This window comes from Anaeromassilibacillus sp. 1001302B_160321_C8 (genome assembly GCF_015554745.1).
Taxonomy (GTDB): domain Bacteria; phylum Bacillota; class Clostridia; order Oscillospirales; family Acutalibacteraceae; genus Anaeromassilibacillus; species Anaeromassilibacillus stercoravium.
Genome location: NZ_JADNJD010000010.1, coordinates 38,074 through 58,587, shown reverse-complemented (window position 1 = coordinate 58,587; position 20,514 = coordinate 38,074). Strand labels below are relative to the sequence as shown.

At 56.7% G+C, this 20,514-nt stretch carries 19 protein-coding genes and 1 pseudogene; 7 read left to right on the top strand and 13 right to left on the bottom strand.

Annotation, left to right across the window (positions count from 1 at the left end):
- Nucleotides 1-182 precede the first annotated feature (182 nt).
- On the bottom strand, nucleotides 183-653 hold the full coding sequence (locus I2E77_RS08405) for a hypothetical protein (RefSeq protein ID WP_195451021.1): 471 nt from the start codon (nucleotides 651-653) through the stop codon (nucleotides 183-185).
- 6 nt (nucleotides 654-659) lie between these two features.
- Nucleotides 660-1,199: a hypothetical protein gene (locus I2E77_RS08400; RefSeq protein WP_191448699.1), complete on the bottom strand. Its 540-nt coding sequence runs from the start codon at nucleotides 1,197-1,199 to the stop codon at nucleotides 660-662.
- A 605-nt stretch (nucleotides 1,200-1,804) separates the two neighbouring features.
- Here I2E77_RS08400 and I2E77_RS08395 point away from each other — a divergent pair.
- The 3 genes from I2E77_RS08395 to I2E77_RS08385 all read left to right on the top strand — a co-directional run bounded on the left by I2E77_RS08395 (nucleotide 1,805) and on the right by I2E77_RS08385 (nucleotide 4,002).
- Entirely contained in the window at nucleotides 1,805-2,497 is a 693-nt protein-coding gene (locus tag I2E77_RS08395; protein WP_191405630.1) for a YczE/YyaS/YitT family protein, read from the top strand.
- A 318-nt stretch (nucleotides 2,498-2,815) separates the two neighbouring features.
- Nucleotides 2,816-2,962 (top strand): SipW-dependent-type signal peptide-containing protein, encoded by a 147-nt coding sequence (locus tag I2E77_RS08390; RefSeq protein ID WP_172749723.1) that lies wholly within the window; start codon nucleotides 2,816-2,818, stop codon nucleotides 2,960-2,962.
- Nucleotides 2,908-4,002, top strand: coding sequence for a C-type lectin domain-containing protein (locus I2E77_RS08385; protein WP_087234422.1), 1,095 nt, complete (start codon nucleotides 2,908-2,910; stop codon nucleotides 4,000-4,002). Before I2E77_RS08390 ends, I2E77_RS08385 begins: the two co-directional genes overlap by 55 nt.
- Before the next feature lie 480 nt (nucleotides 4,003-4,482).
- On the opposite strand, the gene ilvC is transcribed toward I2E77_RS08385, so the two are convergent.
- The 3 genes from ilvC to ilvB form a co-directional block, all read right to left on the bottom strand.
- On the bottom strand, nucleotides 4,483-5,490 hold the full coding sequence (gene ilvC, locus I2E77_RS08380; protein WP_195451020.1) for a ketol-acid reductoisomerase: 1,008 nt from the start codon (nucleotides 5,488-5,490) through the stop codon (nucleotides 4,483-4,485).
- Nucleotides 5,491-5,601: 111 nt separating this feature from the next.
- On the bottom strand, nucleotides 5,602-6,102 hold the full coding sequence (ilvN, locus tag I2E77_RS08375; protein WP_087234416.1) for an acetolactate synthase small subunit: 501 nt from the start codon (nucleotides 6,100-6,102) through the stop codon (nucleotides 5,602-5,604).
- Nucleotides 6,103-6,114: 12 nt separating this feature from the next.
- Complete coding sequence (gene ilvB, locus I2E77_RS08370; RefSeq protein WP_191405632.1) at nucleotides 6,115-7,737, bottom strand: biosynthetic-type acetolactate synthase large subunit; 1,623 nt, start codon at nucleotides 7,735-7,737, stop codon at nucleotides 6,115-6,117.
- Between the two features lie 524 nt (nucleotides 7,738-8,261).
- On the opposite strand from ilvB, the gene I2E77_RS08365 reads away from it, so the two are divergent.
- Entirely contained in the window at nucleotides 8,262-9,026 is a 765-nt protein-coding gene (locus I2E77_RS08365) for a hypothetical protein (RefSeq protein ID WP_195451019.1), read from the top strand.
- A gap of 19 nt (nucleotides 9,027-9,045) precedes the next feature.
- Here I2E77_RS08365 and I2E77_RS08360 read toward each other — a convergent pair whose 3' ends face one another.
- Nucleotides 9,046-9,579, bottom strand: a complete 534-nt coding sequence (locus tag I2E77_RS08360) for a hypothetical protein (RefSeq protein ID WP_195451018.1) — start codon at nucleotides 9,577-9,579, stop codon at nucleotides 9,046-9,048.
- A 480-nt stretch (nucleotides 9,580-10,059) separates the two neighbouring features.
- Here I2E77_RS08360 and I2E77_RS08355 point away from each other — a divergent pair, with 480 nt between their 5' ends.
- The 3 genes from I2E77_RS08355 (at nucleotide 10,060) to I2E77_RS08345 (ending at nucleotide 14,410) form a co-directional block, all read left to right on the top strand.
- Nucleotides 10,060-10,530 (top strand): sigma-70 family RNA polymerase sigma factor, encoded by a 471-nt coding sequence (locus I2E77_RS08355; protein ID WP_237967039.1) that lies wholly within the window; start codon nucleotides 10,060-10,062, stop codon nucleotides 10,528-10,530.
- Nucleotides 10,527-13,316 (top strand): LCP family glycopolymer transferase, encoded by a 2,790-nt coding sequence (locus I2E77_RS08350; RefSeq protein ID WP_195451017.1) that lies wholly within the window; start codon nucleotides 10,527-10,529, stop codon nucleotides 13,314-13,316. The genes I2E77_RS08355 and I2E77_RS08350 overlap by 4 nt, the downstream gene beginning before the upstream one ends.
- Before the next feature lie 320 nt (nucleotides 13,317-13,636).
- Complete coding sequence (locus I2E77_RS08345) at nucleotides 13,637-14,410, top strand: YdcF family protein (protein ID WP_087234405.1); 774 nt, start codon at nucleotides 13,637-13,639, stop codon at nucleotides 14,408-14,410.
- 458 nt (nucleotides 14,411-14,868) lie between these two features.
- Here I2E77_RS08345 and I2E77_RS08340 read toward each other — a convergent pair whose 3' ends face one another.
- The 7 genes and pseudogenes from I2E77_RS08340 to I2E77_RS14175 form a co-directional block, all read right to left on the bottom strand.
- A complete protein-coding gene (locus tag I2E77_RS08340) occupies nucleotides 14,869-15,195 on the bottom strand; it encodes a helix-turn-helix domain-containing protein (RefSeq protein ID WP_087234403.1) in 327 nt (108 codons plus the stop codon).
- A 350-nt stretch (nucleotides 15,196-15,545) separates the two neighbouring features.
- Complete coding sequence (gene rbr / locus I2E77_RS08335) at nucleotides 15,546-16,085, bottom strand: rubrerythrin (RefSeq protein WP_087234401.1); 540 nt, start codon at nucleotides 16,083-16,085, stop codon at nucleotides 15,546-15,548.
- Nucleotides 16,086-16,503: 418 nt separating this feature from the next.
- Entirely contained in the window at nucleotides 16,504-16,950 is a 447-nt protein-coding gene (locus I2E77_RS08330; RefSeq protein ID WP_191448704.1) for a GNAT family N-acetyltransferase, read from the bottom strand.
- Nucleotides 16,943-17,788: a 16S rRNA (cytidine(1402)-2'-O)-methyltransferase gene (gene rsmI, locus I2E77_RS08325; protein WP_195451016.1), complete on the bottom strand. Its 846-nt coding sequence runs from the start codon at nucleotides 17,786-17,788 to the stop codon at nucleotides 16,943-16,945. The genes I2E77_RS08330 and rsmI overlap by 8 nt, the downstream gene beginning before the upstream one ends.
- On the bottom strand, nucleotides 17,785-18,543 hold the full coding sequence (locus I2E77_RS08320) for a tRNA1(Val) (adenine(37)-N6)-methyltransferase (protein ID WP_191405637.1): 759 nt from the start codon (nucleotides 18,541-18,543) through the stop codon (nucleotides 17,785-17,787). Before I2E77_RS08320 ends, rsmI begins: the two co-directional genes overlap by 4 nt.
- Nucleotides 18,544-18,689: 146 nt before the next feature.
- The gene (locus I2E77_RS08315; RefSeq protein WP_054324474.1) at nucleotides 18,690-18,860 is read right to left on the bottom strand and encodes a DUF362 domain-containing protein; all 171 of its coding nucleotides are present in this window, start codon (nucleotides 18,858-18,860) and stop codon (nucleotides 18,690-18,692) included.
- 758 nt (nucleotides 18,861-19,618) lie between these two features.
- Nucleotides 19,619-20,467, bottom strand: a pseudogene (locus I2E77_RS14175) (PSP1 domain-containing protein); the annotation flags it as partial.
- Between the last annotated feature and the right edge of the window lie 47 nt (nucleotides 20,468-20,514).

The window sequence follows — 20,514 nt, the reverse complement described above, 5'->3', positions numbered from 1 at the left end:
TTCCCATCTAAAAGATAAAATGGATAGATTCATTATAAACATTTTCGACCCGCTTCGCAAGAACTATTGCAAATCCTTTCCTTTCCAAAAGAGGGAGGCTTTCCTATCCATATGCTCCCCAAAAGCCCGATAGACAGCAAAACGCCGCATCGGATGGTCCATCCGATGCGGCTATCTCATTTTTAACCTTGCGCTCCCTTCAGACGCCTGCGCACCAAGCGCGCTGCGCGGGAACCTTTTTCTTGCGTTTTCCCCCTGGGCCCGGCCACCCCACGGGCGGTGCGTGCAGCTGCAACGCGGATGCTCTCCTGCACGACCCTGCGGTGCATTTCGTCCAGCGCCTCGGACTGCCTCACAACGTTCGCACGGGCCGTCTCGAAGCCCACCGTGCGGACGACCACCGCCTTCTCAATCTGGGCCACCTGCTCCCCGGCAGCATCCTTGACGGACGCTTTCAAAATGGTCCTCTCCGGGTTCTCTGTTTGGACGCGGGCCACCTCCAGGTTTTTCCCAACCGCATAGGCCTTTCCATCCTTGCCTATCAAGACGAGCTTGCCTGGCTTCGCAAGGCCGGATGCGGGCTTCACTTGGATCCCGTTTTCTTTCAGGGCTTCTTGCAAAAGCTGCCCATCGATCTTCTTATGCTTCATCATGGCTGTTCACTCTTTCTCCATCAGCCGCTTGCTGATAATGGCGGCCTGGTTGAACACGCACACCTGCGTCTCCACATAGGAGAGCTGCAATTGGTCGAAATCCGGTGTGCGTGGGAAGTCCAAATAGGGCTGCTCCGGCAAATGGAACGTCCCCACAATCAAATCAAACCGGTATTGCTTATAAAGATAATCGCAAAACGAACAGCGCAGTTTTTTGAAGCTGCTCCGCTCCACATGCGTTTTCTCTATCAAATAGTCGATCACCTGCGCATATTCCTCCACGAACCACCGGTAGTCGTCCAGCTTGCGCAGATCCAGAATCCGGCCGGGAGGCTCGAGAACGCACTCCAAAACCGCACGAGTATGCACATCCTCCCCAAACTTCCGGGTGGGCCTTGTCGTCCACCAGCGCGCCAAGGAGGAATCCAAGTAAAAGTATACCCCATTTCCCAGCCAATGCTCGTCGTTTGCCTTAACCCGGAACGCGCCTGCCAAAATTTTCTCCGCCCGTTCCCGGTCGGTACCATGGTATGCTAAAAACCGCATATGTTTCACATCCCCACGTTTCTCCTTTTTTATTATACCATCTTTTTTCCACATTGCCAATGCTCCAATCCCGCCGGGTTCCCTCTCCGTTCCTCCCTCCGGGCAGCCGTTTTTTATGGTTTTGTCGTCTTTGTTATAGTATATGGCGCTTTATGAAAAGAAGCGGCGGCACATTTGCGCTATAATACCAATAAAGGCGGGCGTTAGCCCATGCAGGAACCGCGCGGAGCCTCCTACGCCGCCGGGGATATGGAATCACGCGCCCTGCCTTCCACGCGCCTTTTTACCGTCCTGTAAATGCGTTTGGTTTTCAAAGCCGCCATACATTTCTGATGTGTACAAACAAGCCCCAGCCGCTTTGCTGGGCAACCATAGGCGCTACAATGGGCACTGTGTGTTTTTCGCGGGCACACAGTGCCCACATTCCGGCCTTAAATGCATAGGATGGGCAGCGGAGAAGGAAGGGACGTTCGGATTTTTATCCAAAAACTTGCTTGCAAGTTCGGCAAAACATCCCCTTGACTTCCATTATCCCCGTATATAAAATGAGCACGAATATTTTCTTACGAAACCATATTTGCTTTTTATGAAAGGAAATGAGGATTATGGAGAAATACAGGCATCAATTGGGACGGCGGGCGACGATGATGGTCGCTGGCATTTTATTGATCGGCATCAGCGTGGGATTGCTCCGCTTGGCTGCATTCGGGGTTGACCCGTTTTCCTGCATGAATATGGGCATCAGCGGTTTCCTGGGCATGAGCTTTGGAAACTGGCAGTTGATCGCCAATATCCTGTTGCTGATCGTGGTGTTTTTTACAGCCCGTTCATTTATTGGGTTGGGGACCGTCGTCAATATGGTATTTGTGGGGTATATTGCAGACTTTGTGTGTTGGCTGGCCCAAGACGCGGGGATGGAATCTCCCCTTGCCCTGCGCATTGCCCTATTGCTGGTTGGCATCGTCATGACCTGTGCGGGGGCGGGGATTTATATGGCTGCGGATTTGGGCATCGCCCCCTATGACGCAGCAGCCTATGTCCTTTTGAAGGCAATCAAAAACCGCATCGCCTTCCGTTGGGCGCGCATCATCACAGACTTTGTCTGCGTGGGCATCGGCACCCTCTTCTGCCTATTGGCAAACAACGAGCTCTCCGCTATTGTTGGCGTCGGCACCATCATCACCGCCTTTTTGACAGGCCCGCTGATCCAGTTCTTCCGCGTCCACGTTGCAGAGCCCTTACTTGGGCAAGAGCGGAAAGGCGTCGATTGCCCGGCTGCGATTGAAGAAAATGCATAATCATTCATTTTAAATACCAATTTTTATATATTTGCCTTCTAAATTATGGTATAATAACGGAAAAGAGCTTTGCATCTGAAAAAGATACGGCCGCTTGAGGGCCATCCGCGCAATCCACTGCACCATTGGGGCACAGTATATCCCGTTACATAGCCCCGTGTGCCATTTGAATCGGTCCACTTTGTGCCGCGCACTCTGGTTTTGTATGGGCGCCGTCCTGTACAGGGCTGTTTTCCGGCGTAAAACGCAGGCGGACGCCAGAATCTTTTCGCACTGGCAGAGCAACCGTCTGTGACCACCGAAAAAGGAGGCAGAATCGTGAAAAAGCAGAGCAAAGGCAAAAAGCGGATCGTCCTGTCCGGTGTTGCCGTGCTGACAACGCTGGCCCTGTTGGCGGGCGGCACCATGGCATGGTTTACCGCATCGGCGCGGACTTCCAAGCAGGCGTCCTGGACATCGAGGTGAGCACCTCCACCGACGGCCCTATTACCCAGGACATGACCTTCACCAACCTGCGCCCCATGGAGTTGGAATCCTTTGAAGCGGAACTCAATGGGACGGACTTTGAGGGTAAGGCGGCGGATGAGATTGTCAACCCCAATACGGATGGCTTTGATCCTCTCCCGGTGTATTTCCACCCGGTCACGGTGACAAACGTGGGGTCGCTGCCCGCACAGGTGCGCTTTACGATGGAGGACGCGGGCCCCTGCAACGGAACCATCGCCAATCTGGTGGACAACGGCTTTGGCGGCGTGAAACCGGGCGACCCGGCCCAGGTCGATTGCGAGGACAAGTACAACCTCAAGGACGTGCTGAAGGTCTATGTCTACGAAAATGTGGACGGCGCCTGGCAGCGCGTACCGGACGTAAACCTGAACGCCGAGAGCTGCGAAGGCTCTGAAAAATCGTATTACTTACCGTTTGATTCCACCGATCCTCTGGGCGCGGGCGCAGACACCGTGACCTATGTCATCGCGGGCTATCTGCCCGGGGCGACCACCGGAAACGCTTACCAGGCGGCGCATTACCACGGCGCATTGCAGGTAGAGGCACTCCAGGTAGATGCGCTCCAGGAGGACCAGCCGCCGGTAGATCTGCCGGAGGACGCCGTCCTGTGGGAAGGCAACGGCCACTATTACAAGGTCTTTTCCGGCCCAAATTCGGAATACCCGCAGTTGACATGGGAAGAAGCCAAGCTTGCCTGTGAGCAGCTCGGCGGACATCTGGTAACCATTACCTCCTCAGAGGAACAGGACTTTATCGAATCCCTGGACAGTACCACCTGCATCGGGGAATGGAGCGTCTGGATTGGGCTGAGCAGACCGGAAGGAACCGGCCCATGGACATGGATAACGGGCGAGCCATATGAATATACGCATTGGGCCAACACTGAACCGAGCGGTGATGGATCTTGCGTAGCTATGCGGACGAAAAACTATGGTTATGGTTGGAACGATGCCGACGCTAATACTCCATTTGCTTATGTTTGCGAGTGGGATGTTTAAGGATTTCCGTTTCGTATCTTTGTAAAAGGCAACAGAATCGAATCATTTCAACAAAGCGCCCCCGCAGGCTTTGGCCTGCGGGGGCGCTTTATTTTTACATAGAATTTCCCTGCTTCTTAGAATGGCCCCGGAAAGAATCGGGACATTCTCCCCATTTTCCAATCCATTCCCTCCCTGTTTCATGCGGCTTTCTTCCCCATCTGCGCTCTTTTCACAAACATGTGGACTTTTTCCGGAAGACCTTTTCATCGCATAGGACACCCCTCCCCAAAAGCAAAGCGCCAGCTGGTTCCACACTCTGCATGGAACCAGCTGGCGCTTTCTTATATGGATACAAACAACGATCGTCCTACACAATAGCGGACAGCAGACCCACCCTCGCTTCAAGCCGCAAGCGCGGCGGAAACCGGGAGCCGGTCCTTTCTGTCCGGCCAACGCCCCGCCTGTTTTCCGCAGAAAACTTGGGGCCGGCCGCTATTATTAGTCGGCGTACTTGTTCTCGTTGTTCCAGGAGTACATCTTGCGGAGCTCCTTGCCGACCTCTTCGAGCTGATGGGAAGCCTCTATGCGGCGGCATGCATTGAAGTGCGCACGGCCGTTCTTGTTCTCGGCGATCCAGCGGCTTGCGAAGGTGCCGTCCTGAATCTCGGAGAGGACCTTCTTCATCTCTTTCTTGGTGTCCTCGGTGATGATGCGCTTGCCAATCTCGTAGTCGCCATACTCAGCGGTGTCGGAGATGGAATAACGCATCATGGAGAAACCGCCGCTGTAGATCAGATCGACGATCAGCTTCATCTCATGGATGCACTCGAAGTATGCGTTCTCCGGCGCATAGCCCGCCTCGACCAGCGTCTCGAAGCCAGCCTTCATCAGGGCGGTCACGCCGCCGCAGAGCACGCACTGCTCGCCGAACAGGTCGGTCTCGGTCTCAATCTTGAAGGTGGTCTCCATGATGGCCGCACGCGCGCCGCCCAGGCCTGCGCCGTATGCCAGCGCGATGTCGAGGCAGTGGCCGGAAGCATCCTGATACACCGCCACGAGGCACGGCGTGCCCTTGCCCTCCTGGAACTCGCTGCGGACCGTGTGGCCCGGCGCCTTCGGAGCGATCATGAACACATCGACATCCTTCGGCGGCACGATCTGGCCGAAATGGATGTTGAAGCCGTGTGCAAATGCAATGGCCTTGCCCTCGGTCAGGTACGGCTCGATGTCCTTCTTATACATATCCGCCTGGCGCTCGTCCGGGATCAGGATCATGATGATGTCGGACACCTTGGTCGCCTCCGGAACGGTCATAACGGTCAAGCCAGCTTTTTCCGCTCTCGCGCGGCTCTTGCTGCCCTCATACAGGCCAACGACGACGTCGACGCCGCTGTCCTTCAGGTTCAGCGCATGTGCATGGCCCTGGCTGCCATAACCGATAATCGCAACTTTTTTGCCCTTCAGAACGTTGATGTCACAATCGGCTTCATAATAGATCTTTGGCATAATACATTTCCTCCTTGCCGTTTGCCGGCAATAAATTTATTTGGCTGCCAGGGGATGGTTTCCCGGCAGAAGTTTGGAACAGGCCGAATTCGGCCTGGCAGACTATCAAAATCAATTCCCCTTGCGGCGGGCCACAGCGGACCCCTTTTCAATTGCAAGCGCGCCCGCGCGCACAATCTCCTTGATGCCGTAGGGCTTGAGCAGGCTGATGAGCGTTTCCGTGCGCTCCACGCTGTCCGTGAATTGCAGGGTCAGGCAGTCCGTGGCAACGTCCACGATCTGCGCGTTCATGAGCTCCGCGATCTTCATAATGTCCGCGCGCTGCTGCGCATTGCTGCTCACCTTGATGAGCGAGAGATAGCAGCTATAGAACGAACCCGGCTGGAGCACGCGCACCTTGATGACCTGGATCACCTTGTTCAGCTGCTTTTCCACCTGCTCCACAATGTGCTCGTCGCCGTTGACGACGATGGTGATGCGGGAGATGGTATGGTCCTCTGTCTCGCCGACGGCGAGGCTGTCTATGTTGAATCCGCGGCGTGCAAACAGGCCGGAAACCTTATACAGCACGCCGGGCTGGTTCTCTACCAGAATCGAAATGGTATATTGCATGGCGCTCCCTCCCTATATGGACGGTATTTCCGGATCGACGCTGCACACCAGGATAAACGCCTTGTTGCTCTGCAACATATGCTGCGCCAACTCCTTGGCCTGTGCGTTGTTCTCCGCACGGGCCGCCTCGATGCCGTAGGACTCCGCAAGCTTGACGAAGTCCGGGTTGCCGTGTTCCAAGACGGTCCCAATATGGCGGCAGCCGTAGAGCCGGTCCTGGAACTCTCGCACCATGCCGAGGCGCTGGTTTTCCATAATAATAATCTTAATGTCCACGCCGTTTTGGATCAGGGTGCCCAGCTCGCACATGCACATCTGGAATGACCCGTCGCCGCAGACCGCTACAACCTGACGGTGGGGTTTGGCAATCTTCGCGCCGATGGCCGCGGGCACCGAATAACCCATGGTGCCAAGGCCGCCGGAGGTCAGGAACCGCCCTTCCTTCACGTTGAAGTTGCGCGCCGCCCAGATCTGGTTCTGGCCGACGTCCGCAGCTAGGATGGCGTCTTCCTTCATCATGGCGGACAGGTCGCGGATAAACACGCGCGGTTCCACGCAGTCCTCGCGCGCCTCGCCGCGCGGCGGGTACTTCGCCTTTAGGCCGAACACCCGGTCAATCCAGTCCTGCGACACGTTGTTTTCCACTTTGGCCGCCAATTCGGAGAGCACCAAACGGATATCGCCCACAATCGGGATATGGGCGGTCATGTTCTTCCCAATCTCCGCCGGGTCGATGTCGATATGGATGATCTTTGCCTTCTCCGCCAGGCTCTCCGGCGCAGCGACCGCGCGGTCGCCCACCCGCGCGCCGCACAGGATGACGAGGTCGGCTTCGCTCATGGCCTTGTTTGCGCTGGTGCGCCCATGGGAACCGATCATCCCCAGATAATAGGGGCTATCCATCGGCATAACGCCGATACCCATCATTGTGGCGGCCACAGGGATGCCGCTGTTGCGGGCAAACGCAATCATCTCTTCGCGCGCGCCGGCCAAGACCACGCCGCCGCCGCAGCAGATGATCGGGCGCTCCGCCTCTTTGATGGCCTGCAACGCCTTCTTGATCTGCATGGGATGCCCCTGCGTGCGGGGCTTATAGCCGATGATGTCCGCCTTGGCGGGATAGTGGAACGACTCCACCTCCTGCAATTGGATGTCCGTGGGGACGTCGATCAGCACCGGACCCGGGCGGCCCGTGGTTGCGATGTGGAACGCCTCCTTAAAGATGCGGGGCAGGTTCGCCGCATCCTTGACCAGATACGAATGCTTCGTAAAGGGCTGGCACGCGCCGGTGATGTCCGCCTCCTGGAACACATCGCGGCCCAGCAGCCAGGAGTTCACCTGGCCGGTGATCGCGATCAGGGGGATGGAATCCATATATGCCGTCGCAATGCCGGTGATCAGGTTGGTTGCGCCGGGGCCGGAGGTCGCGACGCAGACGCCGGGCTTGCCGCTCGCGCGGGCATAGCCGCTGGCCATATGCGCGGCATTCTGTTCCTGCCGCACCAAGATATGTTTGATGTCCGTTTTTGTAATATAATCATAAAATGGGCAGATCGCTGCGCCCGGATAACCGAACAAATGGGAAACGCCTTCGTTTTGCAGGCATTTCACCATGATTTCCGCTCCGCTAATCATAGGGCCACTCCTTCTCCATTAAACCGCATCCAACGCCGGTCGGTTTCCGGCGGCGGAGACCGCGTTTCTTGTCGCTTTTATTATTTAACTTATTATAGTATCGTTCCGTTTTTCCGTCAAGAGAAAGGGCGAAGGATTCTTACTGGAAAATGCAACTGGGCATGGGAAATCTTTCAGGAAGTGCCCCGCGCTCATATGCGCAGGAAGCGGGGCCCGCCAGCGCAGTCCCCGCACACTCTTCTTGGCCAGGAAAACGCGCGCCTTTTGTCCTCTCCTGCGCTGGATTGCCTTGGCTCCCCCTGCTTTTTCAGGAAACCGCCCCTTCCTGCACATTCCGTATCTTCTACACCTGATTTAGAAAATTTGAAACGCCTCGGCTCTTTCTATGCAGCTTTTATATGGCTCCCTCCCATACTGCAAACGGAACCCATCCAAAATTTTACCGGAATTTTACATGGGTGCGGTGGCAGCCGCGGTGTAAGCGGTATATAGTAAGATGGAATTTTTCGATAGGAGGCGGCGCGATGCCGGAACGTTCCCTACTCAAACTACTGCCAGCGGCGGTATGCCTGGTGATCTTCCTGGCCGTGCTGCTAATTGCACGGTCCTTTTTCCGGCGGGCAACCCGCGGTGAAACGGTCCAGGCCACTGTGCGGCGGGTCGAAATGGACGGCTCCATCCCCGACATCCATCCGGATGTGACCATCCTCTATGTGTTCCCCTGGCAGGGGCGAATTCTGGAACGTCCTGTAGGCCCCCGGAAAAACATTCTGCCGCCGCCCATCGGGCAGCGGCAGAATATGCGGTACGATGCAAAAAGCGACCGGCTGCGGGAAGTCCCAACCGGCCGCCCCACGTCATGCCTGACGCTTCTTTACGGCGTGGCGCTGTCACTTTTGTCCATCGCCGGAAGCGCCTCTGCGTATTTGAGCGACAGCCCGGCAATGGCGGCGGCTGTTATCCTAGTCACCCTGGGCGGCTTCCTGTTTGCCGCCGTTTTCTCCACCATCCGGCACCGGAGGAATTTCCGGAAGCGGTTGGCCAATGGGAGCATCCAACCCGTTCCGGCGGTGTTCCAGGGATACGTCCGCCGGGAGGACGCTGAGAACAACCGCGTCAACGTCCCCGTCTATCTCTGTTTCTGGGGCGGGCGGACCTACCGCATGGAAATCGGCATGGGCCGCCGGCCCTATCGGCCCGGCGAACGGGTCACACTCTACCGGGACGTCCAAACCGGGCATGTGCTGGAAAGCCCCTTCAAGGCGGGGCCGTCCCGGCGTTCCTCCTGACATACCGGAAAATCCCCCATCATCCGTTCATATATTTCTCAATCACGTCTTTGTAAAGCTGCCGGTAGAGGGACGAATCCCCTGTATCGAGGTTCAGTCCTTCGTTGGTCATATTGTCCACGCCGGCCACCGACCGCGTTTTGGCGTTTATCACTGGATACCGCCCCCGATCCAGGCACAGCGGTGTGTACGTATCTTTCCACCGCTCGCTGTTTTCCGGAGGATTGTCAAAGAACATCAGGTATTCGCGCCCTACATCCGACGGCATATAGTTTCCATAATGGACCAACGTCTGTTGACCATCCTGCTCTTCCACATAATACTGCTCGGCAATCTTGATGACGTCGCCCACTTCGAAATCGCCCTTATACACTTTGGTAATTTCAAACGAGGAAACCGTTGCGCCGTAGAGAACAATCCCGGCTTCGCTTTGCAAATCTTCAGTTGCATCATCTTGAAATTTACCCTGCACGATGTACTTGGCATGGTCTTCCAGCTCTTCCAGGGAACCCGCATCGAAGAGTGTGTCTGCATAGATACTCCTCGTTTGCATTTTTTGGCTGCATGCGGAAAAAATGACCGCTGCCAAAACAAACATTGCCAAGGATGAAAGCCATGCGCGCCTGCTCACAGGAATTCCCCCTTTTCCCTTTTATCTATAATAACGATGGCTTTTTTGTTTTAGGGACAATGTTAAGGAAACAAATTTAGATCGTGATGATTTTTCACGCACAATTGCAGAAGCGGCCAGAAAACATTTTACATAATCCCAAGGACGCTCCACATATAATCACGGGATTACGCAAACAAATTCATGCATACAAAACGAACCGCTGCGGAACCCTCTTCCGCAGCGGTTTGTTTTTCCTTCCGCAGGGCTTCCTGCGGAAAACATATACTCTTGTAAGTGATTGCTTCCTCTGGCGAACCCTAACCAGAGATTCACAAAAACACACGGCGTGCCTGCAAATTTTCCCACGCCTGCAAGGAAACCCCTTCCTTCGTGGTATTATAAGTGAGAGGGGTGAAGGACGTGCGCACAAACGCAGAAATTGAGCGCGTGGTGAACGAATACGCCACCATGCTGCTGCGCGTAGCATATTCCCAACTGAACAACCGGGCGGAAGCCGAGGACACCGTACAGGAGGTCCTCTTAAAATATATGGAAAAAGCACCGATCTTTCAAAGCGAGGAGCACGAAAAGGCCTGGCTGCTCCGCGTGACGGTCAACCACTGTAAAAACCACCTGGCTTCCGCATGGTTTCGAAAACGGGCGGATTTGGACGAGGGCATTCCAGCGCTGGACAACGCGGAACTTGAAGTGGTCTCCGCGGTTGCCGCCCTGCCTGCCAAATACCGCGCGGTGGTCCACTTATACTATTTCGAGGGTTATTCCACCAAAGAGATTGCAGAGATCCTGCACAGCCGGCCTAATACGGTTTCGTCCCGTCTCAGCCGTGCGCGTGCGCTGCTGGCAAAAGCCTTGAAGGAGGAAATCGTATGAAACAGGAATACCAATCCGCCTATCGTAAGTTAAACGCGGATCCAGCATTCCGCGACCGCCTGGTCCGCACCCTAGAAGAACAGCAGGAACCCCGGCGCACACGGCCGCGCTGGATGGTCCCCGTTGCACTGGCCGCCTGCCTGATTCTCCTCTTTGGCCTGGGCGTGCCCACCATAAAGCGCGTTTTACAGCCCATTGAGACGGTTTCCAGCGCGCCCACTGCCAACGAAGGGGTAATCTTAGGCAGTGACGGCCTCTACCGCGACAGTGAAATCACCAACATCCTATGCCTTTGTACGGACGACGGCGGAGATGGCAACGCCCTGATGCTCGTCTCCGTGGACCAGCGGGGCGGCGGCTTCAAGCTCAGCAGCTTCCTTCCCAGCTTGCGGGTCAAAACCTCGGATGACCGGGAACAAGCGCTTTCCGCCCTCTTCCAAACCGAAAAAAACGGGGACGAGGCGGTCTCGTTGATCCAGCAGAATTTCGGCCTAGCCGTGGATGGCTATCTCTGGATCGATGCCAGCGACATGGAAGCGGCCATCAACGCCATTGGCGGGCTGACCATGGAACTCTCCGAAGAGGAAGCCGCCTATTTTGCACTGAGCAGCTCGCAGGACAGCTTCCTAGAGGGCGGTTTTACCGCTGGGGAACACACACTGACCGGCTCGCAGGCGCTCTTTTTTACGCGGGTGCGCATGGGCACGGACTACGACCGCATGATCCGGCAGCAGAAACTGGCGGAATCCCTGCTCCGGCAGATTTGGAACGATCCCTCCAGCGCCTCTGAGTTCTTGGGGGCACTCCTGCCCAAAGTGCGGACCAACCTGAGCTTGCCGACCGCAATGGAATTTGCCTCCGAACTGGAATCTTTCCCGGGAAATTTCCTCTCCACCCACACGGTCCCCGCCGACGACCCAGACGCCGGTGGCGGCGCCACAGACGATCTCAGCGCAATGGCCCAGGAATTGATCGCCTTTGTCTATGGCAGCAATGTACAGCAGACAGGTGTGATCCGCGGTGAAGACGGCCTATACCGCGACGCCCAGATCGTCAACATCCTGCTTTGGGTCGGGGCGGAGGATTCCTCCGCGAGCAGCGTGATGCTCCTTTCATTTGATAATACCGGCCAGGCCCTCCGCCTGGTCGATTTTGCCCCGGGGCTGGCCATCCAGGTGCCGGTCTCCGGGGAACAGCCCATTGGGGAGGTCGGCGCGGAACCCGGGAGCGGCGCCCTGCTGTGTACCGCTGTGGAAGAGACGTTCGGCGTGGCAATCGACGGCTATGTGCGCGCCGGTTATCCCCAGGCGGTGGAGGCCATCGACCGGATCGGCGGGGTTCCGATGTCGGCCGCCGTGGAAATCAGCGCCGCTCTCTCCGAAACGTCCGGCGTCGATGGGGAAGTTGCCGCCGGCCCCACTGTTCTAAGCGGGGAAGAAATCTTCGCCGCCTTACAGCTTTGGGAGGGGTCCGATAGCAATATGGGCAATCACGAAGTCGTCCTGCTGACGCTGATGCAGCAAACACAGGAGTCCGAACCGGACGCACTCGCGGCGGATCTCGCGCCGCTGCTTGAGACCGACATCTCTGAAACCGACCTCTCCAGCATACTGAAGGACCTTCCGGACGCCCTTGCCACCGTGCCTGAAATCTGCCAAGTCCCCATGGATTTCACGGGACAGGCTGTGGACGGCGGCATCCTGTATGCCGACCTCCCCACATGCGCCCAGGGACTCGCCCAATTCCTCTATGACATCCAGCCGGAGGAAAAAAACAGCGCGGACGTCATTCCGGAGGAGGCCTCCTCTGTTGGGAATACCAATAGCAACCTTGCAAACGGCGGCATTGCGGTGGACGGCGGCGACGGGAGCGTCTACTACATCAACGCTGTGGACAACAACCGCATTTACCGTTGGGATTCGGTACACAATACGCAGACCGCGCTGACCGACGGCCCGTGCCTTTCCCTGAACATCCTGAACGGGGACCTGTATTTCATCAACCAGCTGGACGGCGGGATCTACTGCCTCCCGGCCAAATGGAACCTGACCATCCCCATCTCCGTTGAGAAGCAGCCCCACAGCGACTTAATCGTCACGGACGAATTCCTCTACTATATCCGCGGCGGGGAGATCTACCAGCGTGAAACGCGCCCCGTAACGGACGGTTCCAATGTTAGCGAGGAAACGTTGCTTCCACGTGTAGGCGGCAACCTGCTGGACATCCAGTGGGACGGCGGCAAGTTGTACTATTTTGTACAGGCGGACGAGAGTTCCCCGGATGGGAGCCCCAAAATCGCCATGTACCACGACGGCGGCGAGCCGGATTTCCTCTTTTCCAACGATTCGGACGCCAGCCAGCCCTATATATTGGACGGTTCCGCGCTCTACTACGCGGAAAACGGAAATATCCACCGTGCCACGCCGGACGGGGCCAACGCCGTCCTGTTCACCGTCTCCGACCTGGTGCTGTCCCAGTACCGTACACAGCCCGACGGCTCCATCATCAACGCCCCGGCCATTTTCCCCGATGTGGAATCGTTTGCTGTAGCGGACGGCACTATGTACCTCTCTACCAACCGCCGGCTCTACTGTGTAAACTTGCGGGCGCTGGAGGAAGACGCCGTTCAAGAATCGATCACCCAGGTCCTGCCCGCGACGGGCACCTTCGAGAACCTTTGCCTGACCGAAGAATCCCTTTATTTTATGAGCGATGGAGAAACCGGCGGCGTCTATTGGCAGACCTTCCGCATGCCGCTGAGCGGCGAATACGCAGAGGGGTTATAAACCCTCTGCCGCTTGGGACGCCATATAGAAGCCCGCATCTTTTTTACGGCAATCGCCACATGCCGGAAGAGGTTCCCCACACCGGTGCGGCGCCACAATCGGATAGGGCCAGCATACACAAAGGCGGCATCCAAACGAGGCTCTTCCTTTGTATGCAACCGGAGCCTCTAAACCGCTGTGCAATAGGTGCCCATTCCCTTTAAAACACAGGCCACCTGGACAGCGTTGCTTTAAAAAGGGCCGCGTCCTATCAAAAAATGCTATAATGAAAGCCGCCGGGATAATCCCAGCGGCTTTTTCGATCAAAGGAGGTTTCCCATATGAAACGGACACACAAAGAAAAAATCACCAGCGTCCTCGCCCTCTGTGCCGGGGCAGGATTGTTCATATGGTTTTGCATCCCGCTTTTTTGGGGCGTATTCCATGTGGGGAACGGCGGGGGAATCCTGTTCAGCCTCTTCCTGATAGCCGGAGGCATTTGGTATGTCCCCTTGCGCAGCCGTATGGAGCAGGCAAAACATGCAAAACCCCTGCGCGTCCTGCGGCGATCCTGCTGGGGCATCTTAGCGGTGTGCTTCGCTTGGGCAGCTTTTTTGACCGGCTGCATGCTGTGGCCCACGCCTTCGCCCTCCGGCAGCGGGACGGTTGTTATTTTAGGCTGCAAGGTGGGCAGCGCGGCGTTGCAGGCGCGCATTGACGCCGCAGCGGAATACCTGCATTCCCACCCGGATGCCGTGGCGATCGCCAGCGGGGGGCAGGGCGACGGGGAATGGATATCCGAAGCCGAGGCCATCCGCAGCGGCCTGGAACAGCATGGCATTTCTTCCGGCCGCATCTATTTGGAAGACCAGAGTACCAACACAAACGAAAACCTTGCCAATTCCCGCAGGGTCATCGAGGCGGAGGGCCTTGACCCAACCTGTATCCTGGTGACAGAACGGTACCACATGTTCCGTGCGCTGCAACTTGCACAGCAGCAGGGGATCACCGCATATGCCTTCCCTGCAAAAACGCCGTGGTATCTACTTTCCGCCAGCTATGGCAGGGAGCTTCTTGCCCTGACCAAATTCTTCCTATTCCCTTGGATGGAATAATGCGGCAGGGCCTCCCCGGCGCCTTTTCCTTGTATTTTTATGAACAATTTTATGTATAAGCGTGCAGAAATTAGGTGAAAATAATTCACTTATCGTTTCTTAAAAAAAGGACTACAATCCGCCGCATATCAATTATATATACAGTTTCTTCCCAATTTTCTGCCGCAAATTTTGCCGCATCTTGCGTCAAAACATCGACGGCGATAAACTAAATTGTGCTTTTATCCGTAGACGCTGAAAGCCTTGGAATGAACCCAGGGGATAAGCGCCCGCCCGAGGCCCTTCCGCGCGGGGCTTTCTCGCCGGTAAAAGCATAGGAATGAATCCGACTGGTGAGGAAAACATTTGGTGCCTACCTGTCTTACGGGATGTGCCTCCAAATGTTCCAGTCGGATTCTGTGTTTTATTCAATGGATCTGTGGTCCGCGTGGTTGCGATGGGCTCGTAGGGATATCGATCTACGTTTGTCTTTTAATCGATCGTTCCCGATTGGAGAGTTTGAATTCTGTGACAAGCGTATCCATCACTTCTTGTATCACAGCGCTTTGGCGCGGCGTAAGATCCTCTAAAACGATAGCCGTACGGTTGTCCAACCCAAGCAGGTAGTCGGTAGAGACCCGGTACAGCAAGGCCAGCTCTGCGAGCACATTGACAGAAGGGAGAGAAATGTTGTTTTCGTAACTGGAAATTGCAGCTCTGGTGATTCCCAGTCTTTTGGCCACCTGCGATTGCGACAAATTGTGCTTTTCCCGTAGCTGTTTCAGCCTTAGGCCAAAATCATACACTACACATCACACCCTCGATGTAATTGTAGTATATCTATGTCAATTATAATTTGCAAAATACGCAAAGAGCCGCTGCTATAAATTGACACTCATGCCAATTGATACCTTTTTAATGATGATAGAGGGAAATGGCGGTTCATGGCCGTCTGGACCGCGTCCAAGAGGCGCTGGCCCTGTCCCATGGGGAAGCCCCCGCGCGCCTTCTGGATTTCTCCCTACCATTGCGCTCCACGGCGTTTCCTCCGCAGGTTATCCCCTCATGCGTCTGGCGCCATACGAAACACGATTTTTCCGATTACAAAAGCCGCCCCATGTGACGACATGGGGCGGCTTCCTTCTTTTTCAATCCATTAATAGTTGACCGCGCGGCGCTCGAAATAGGCCTGCGGATGTTTACAAGCCGGGCATACCGCCGGGGCGGACTTGCCAATGTGGATATAGCCACAATTGCGGCAGACCCATATGGTCTCCTCGCCGGCCTTAAAGACAATATCCTCTTTGATGTTCTGTGCCAGCTTGCGGTAGCGCTCCTCGTGGGCCTTCTCGATGCCCGCAACCAAACGCATCTGTGCAGCCAGGGCGGTGAAGCCCTCTTCCTCCGCAATGTCCGCGAAATTCTTATACATCTCGGTCCATTCGTAGTTCTCGCCGGCCGCGGCGTCTTCCAGGTTCTCCAGGGTTGTGCCGATCCCGCCGTCGTGCAGGGCTTTGAACCACAATTCCGCGTGCTCCTTCTCGTTGCGCGCCGTCTCCTCAAAAATAGCTGCGATCTGCTCGTAGCCCTCTTTCCTGGCCTTGGACGCATAGAAGGTGTACTTATTGCGGGCCTGGGATTCCCCCGCAAATGCCGCCATCAAATTTGCTTCGGTTCTGCTTCCTTTTAATTCCATTGCTTTTTCCTCCTGTCTAAGTACCCAATATATTTCAGCCCCGTCTCGCGCGCGGGCCTGATTGCAACTGCCTTCGGGACATAGATAGTTTGCCATCTCTTACCAACTATTATACATGGATATTCCGATGGAATCAATGAAGAAATCAGTTATTTTCTGTAAAATTATCCAATTTTTTTAAGCAACGCCTGTCAATATGACAAAAATCGATTATAAAGGGAAAAACGAAGCACCTCTTTACCCCCGCTACAAATGCACGGCATCCTTCATCCCCAAAGCAATCCCCCTGCAATATACGGCCCTTGTTCCTCCGTTATTCCATAGGGAAAGCGCCCATTGAAGCTGGTAAATAGCTCCCATAGGAAGGGGTCTGCGGCCGCGCATTTCAAACGGACCATTGACCTTCTGTGCCCTTCCCTTAGAGCCTCCGCTTTAAATACTCCATATCCACACATTGCACGCCGTTCTCGAAGATCGGTTCCGGATAAAAATCCACGAAGAAGTTCTCCACCCGGTGCGAAGGGACAAACCCAAACCGCTCATAAAAGGGGAGCATTTGCACCGAAGTGCCGACATACATCGCTTCATAGCGGTCTGCGCAGACGGCAAACAGATACCGCAGCATTTGCCCCGCATAGCCGCGGTTTTGCAGCGCTTCATCCGTCGCCAAATTTTTCAACTCACACGTGCCGGGGCCGTAGTCCGTCACTACGGCAACACAGGCAGGGGCGCCGTCCGCAAAGAGCACGTATACGTCGCCGCGGCCGAGATACTTGGCCACCATCTCCTCGCTGGGGTCGGCCAGCAGGAACAGCGCCATATAGTCCGCCTTATGGGATTCCTCCACTTTGACAATCTCAGTCATCCGCGCCGCCTCCGTCGTGCAAAATGGCGCGGTAAATGTCGCGCTTGGCCAGGCCGCTCTCCGCCGCGGCCTGCTTTGCCGCCTCGGACGGCGCCAGGCCCTGCCCCAGTTTTTCCTTTGCAAGGGCGACCGCCTCCTCCAAGGTATAGGCTTCGGCTGCCGGTGCGGTTGCCCCCTCGATCACCAGCACAATCTCCCCTTTAAACGGGTCGTCCTTGCTGCGCCGCACCGCCTCGGACAGGGTCGTTCGGATAACCTCCTCGTGAATCTTCGTCAACTCCCGCACGATTGCGATGCGGCGGTCTCCCCAGGCGTCCAACATGTCGCGCAGGGTGGCGTAGAGCTTGTGCGGCGCCTCGTAAAAGATCATGGTGCGGCGCTCGTCCTTGACTTCGTCCAGATGGTCCCGGCGGCTCTTTTTATTGACGCTCAAAAAGCCCTCAAAGGTAAAGCGCCCGGTCGGAAGGCCGGAGACCGCCAGCGCGGAGACCACCGCGCTGGGTCCCGGCACCACCAGCACCGGGATCCCGCGCTCCGCACACTGCGCCACCAGCAGTTCACCGGGGTCGGAGATGGCGGGCATCCCTGCGTCCGACACCAGCGCGCAGTTTTCCCCCGCCTCCAGGCGCGCCAAGATCTTCTCCCCGTGGTCGCGCTTGTTGTGCTCAAAATAGCTGACCAACGGCTTCTTGACACCAAAGTGGTTCAGCAGCTTCAAGGTGACGCGCGTGTCCTCTGCCGCAATGAAGTCTACGGCCTCCAACGTCTCCACTGCGCGGGGGGAAAAATCCGAAAGGTTGCCGATCGGCGTGCCGACCACATAGAGTGTTCCCGTCATACATGCCCCTCCTTATACGAACCATAAATCTGCAACATCTCCTGGGAAAAGTGGCCTTTCCCATCCTCCACAAAGAGGACCGGCTCCACACGCAGCCCGGGGTTCCCCCCGCGCGCCGCCTGCAAAAGGAACAAAAAGGGGGCCTTGTCCGGCCGCTGCTGGACAAAGCGCAACCGTTTCGGCTCCAAACCGGCGCGCCGGAGCGCCTCCATTGCGCCGGCAAGCCGCTCCGGGCGCAGGCAGCAGCAGAACCGCCCGCCCCAGCGGAGCTGACGCGCCGCGGCCGCCGCGATCTCTGCAAAGGTGCAGGCCCCCTCATGCCGCGCAATGGAGAGGCCCTCCTGCGGATTTTTGATGCCCGTCCCCTCCGGCTTATAGGGAGGGTTGCAGGCCACCAGGTCGAGCCCGCGCGGGGGATGTAAATATTGCAAATTGTTTATATCGTTATTTATAATACAAATTGTATTTTCTAGTTGGTTTCTCTCCACAGAGCGCAGCGCCAAGGCACAGGCGTCGGCCTGTAGCTCCACCGCGTAGACCTTTCCCGGCATCGCGCCCTCGCCGGTCTGGGCTTTTGCGCACCAGAGCAGGGGGATGGTTCCACAGCCGGTGCCAAAGTCTGCACAGATCTCCCCTTTCCGCGGCGCGGAAAACCATGCGAGCAGGACCGTATCGGTGTTAAAGCGGTGCGTCGAGGAAACCAATACGGAGACCTGCGGGGAGAGGGGTTCCCAACGGGGATATGTGGTGGCCAAGGGGAGGCCCTCCTTTCCAAATGCAGCGATTTTCGAGGATGTGTTCCCGCCGCGTGCCTCTTTGCACAGCCGCAGAACCCTTCCGGACAGACGCAAAAAAGGCGAAGCGCACAGACGCTTCGCCTTTCAGCTTTCCGACGAATGAATTATGCCTGAGCAGGAGCGCCAACCGGGCAAACTTCTGCACATGCGCCGCACTCGGTGCAGGTGTCGGGATCGATCACGAACTTGCCATCTCCCTCGGAGATTGCGTTAACAGGGCAGCCTGCTGCACATGCGCCGCAGGAAATGCATTCATCACTAATTGCGTATGCCAAAGGTAACACCTCCATTAAGTTTTACAAGCTTATTTTATCACAGAATACCAAAAAAGCAACAGTTTCTTGGATGTCTGGGAAAATTTTCATTGGATCAGCAGAGGGGTGCTGCTATTTTCCGGCGAATCCCGTCCCGGAAGCACCGGGCCTTGGGAAAAACGGCGGATTGCGTTTTTCCGCCCCGTCCGGCGGGCCGTTTTGCGCCTGAAACGCCACAAAATAGACGTTCCCCATCCGCTCCAAACCTATAAAAATCAGGGCGGCTTTGCAAATGCATAAAGCCGCCCATCGTTTTATTCGGATGTTTCCGGCGGTTGCACCGCACCGGCCTGCGCACTTGGAGCATGCTCCGCTGCTGGGACCTTCGGGCTCTCGGCCGCCCGGTGTTCCCGCTGCTGGTTGTTGCGGGGGGCGCGTTCCGCCCGGCCTGCGCCTCTGGGCGCACCGCCGGACCGTTCATTCCCGCTGCGCTCCTGGCGCGGGGGCCGTCCCTCCCCGGCCTGCTTTGCGTGTTCGCCTTGGCCGCGCGGCGGGCGTCCTTCCCGCTTCGGGGGACGCTCCCGGCGTTCCGACCCCTTGCCGCCCTGCTGCGGCGGGCGCTTCTCGCGCTCCTTCGGCGGCTGTTCACGGCGCCCGCCCGAATTTGCCTCCCGCTGAGGCCGCTTCTCCACCGGGCGCTCCTTGCGCTCCGGCTTCTCCGGCTTTTCTTCCACCGGGTCGAGGACCGCTCCCAGCGCAAGCGCTTCCTCGGTTTCCTCCTGCTCCGCGTCCGTCTCCTTCTTTTCCGCAGCGCCCTTCCCGCGCAGCAGCTTCACCTGCTTCACATGGAAGGTCTGCGGCGCGGCCTCCGGCGCAGAATCCAGGCGCACCTGCAAATTTCCGGTGATGATGTTCTGATCCACCACCACGCCCTTGCCCGCCGGGGTCATCACAATGGAATTGACCGCCGGGGTGCGGCGCAGCAGGTCGGCATACGCCTCCTGCTCATACTTCAGGCAGCACATCAGCCGCCCGCAGGTGCCGGAAATTTTGACGGGGTTCAGGGATAGCCCCTGTTCCTTTGCCATCTTGATGGAGACCGGCTGGAACCCGCTCAGGAACGACGAGCAGCAGAACGGCCTGCCGCAGATGCCCAGGCCGCCCAGCATCTTTGCCTCGTCACGCACGCCGATCTGCCGCAGCTCAATGCGCGTGCGGAACACGGACGCCAGGTCCTTGACCAGCTCGCGGAAGTCCACACGGCCGTCCGCTGTGAAGTAAAACAAGATCTTGCTGTTGTCAAACGTGTATTCCACGTTCACCAGCTTCATTTCCAATTTATGCGCCGCGATCTTTTTCACGCAGATATCGAACGCGGTCTTCTCTTTGATCGCATTTTCCGCGACCTTTTTCAAGTCGTCCGGGGTTGCGATGCGGATGAGCTTTTTCAGCGGCTGGACGATGTCCTCCTCCGCGATTTCCTTGCGCTCCATGGCAACCTCGCCGCATTCCACGCCGCGCGCGGTTTCCACAATCACGTTGTCCCCGATTTTCAGCTCATATTCTTCCGGGTCAAAGTAATATACCTTGCCCATATTTTTAAATCGAACGCCAATTACCTCGGCCATAGATTACCTCCCAACCACCGCAAAACCGATGGCTTTCTTTTCCGAAT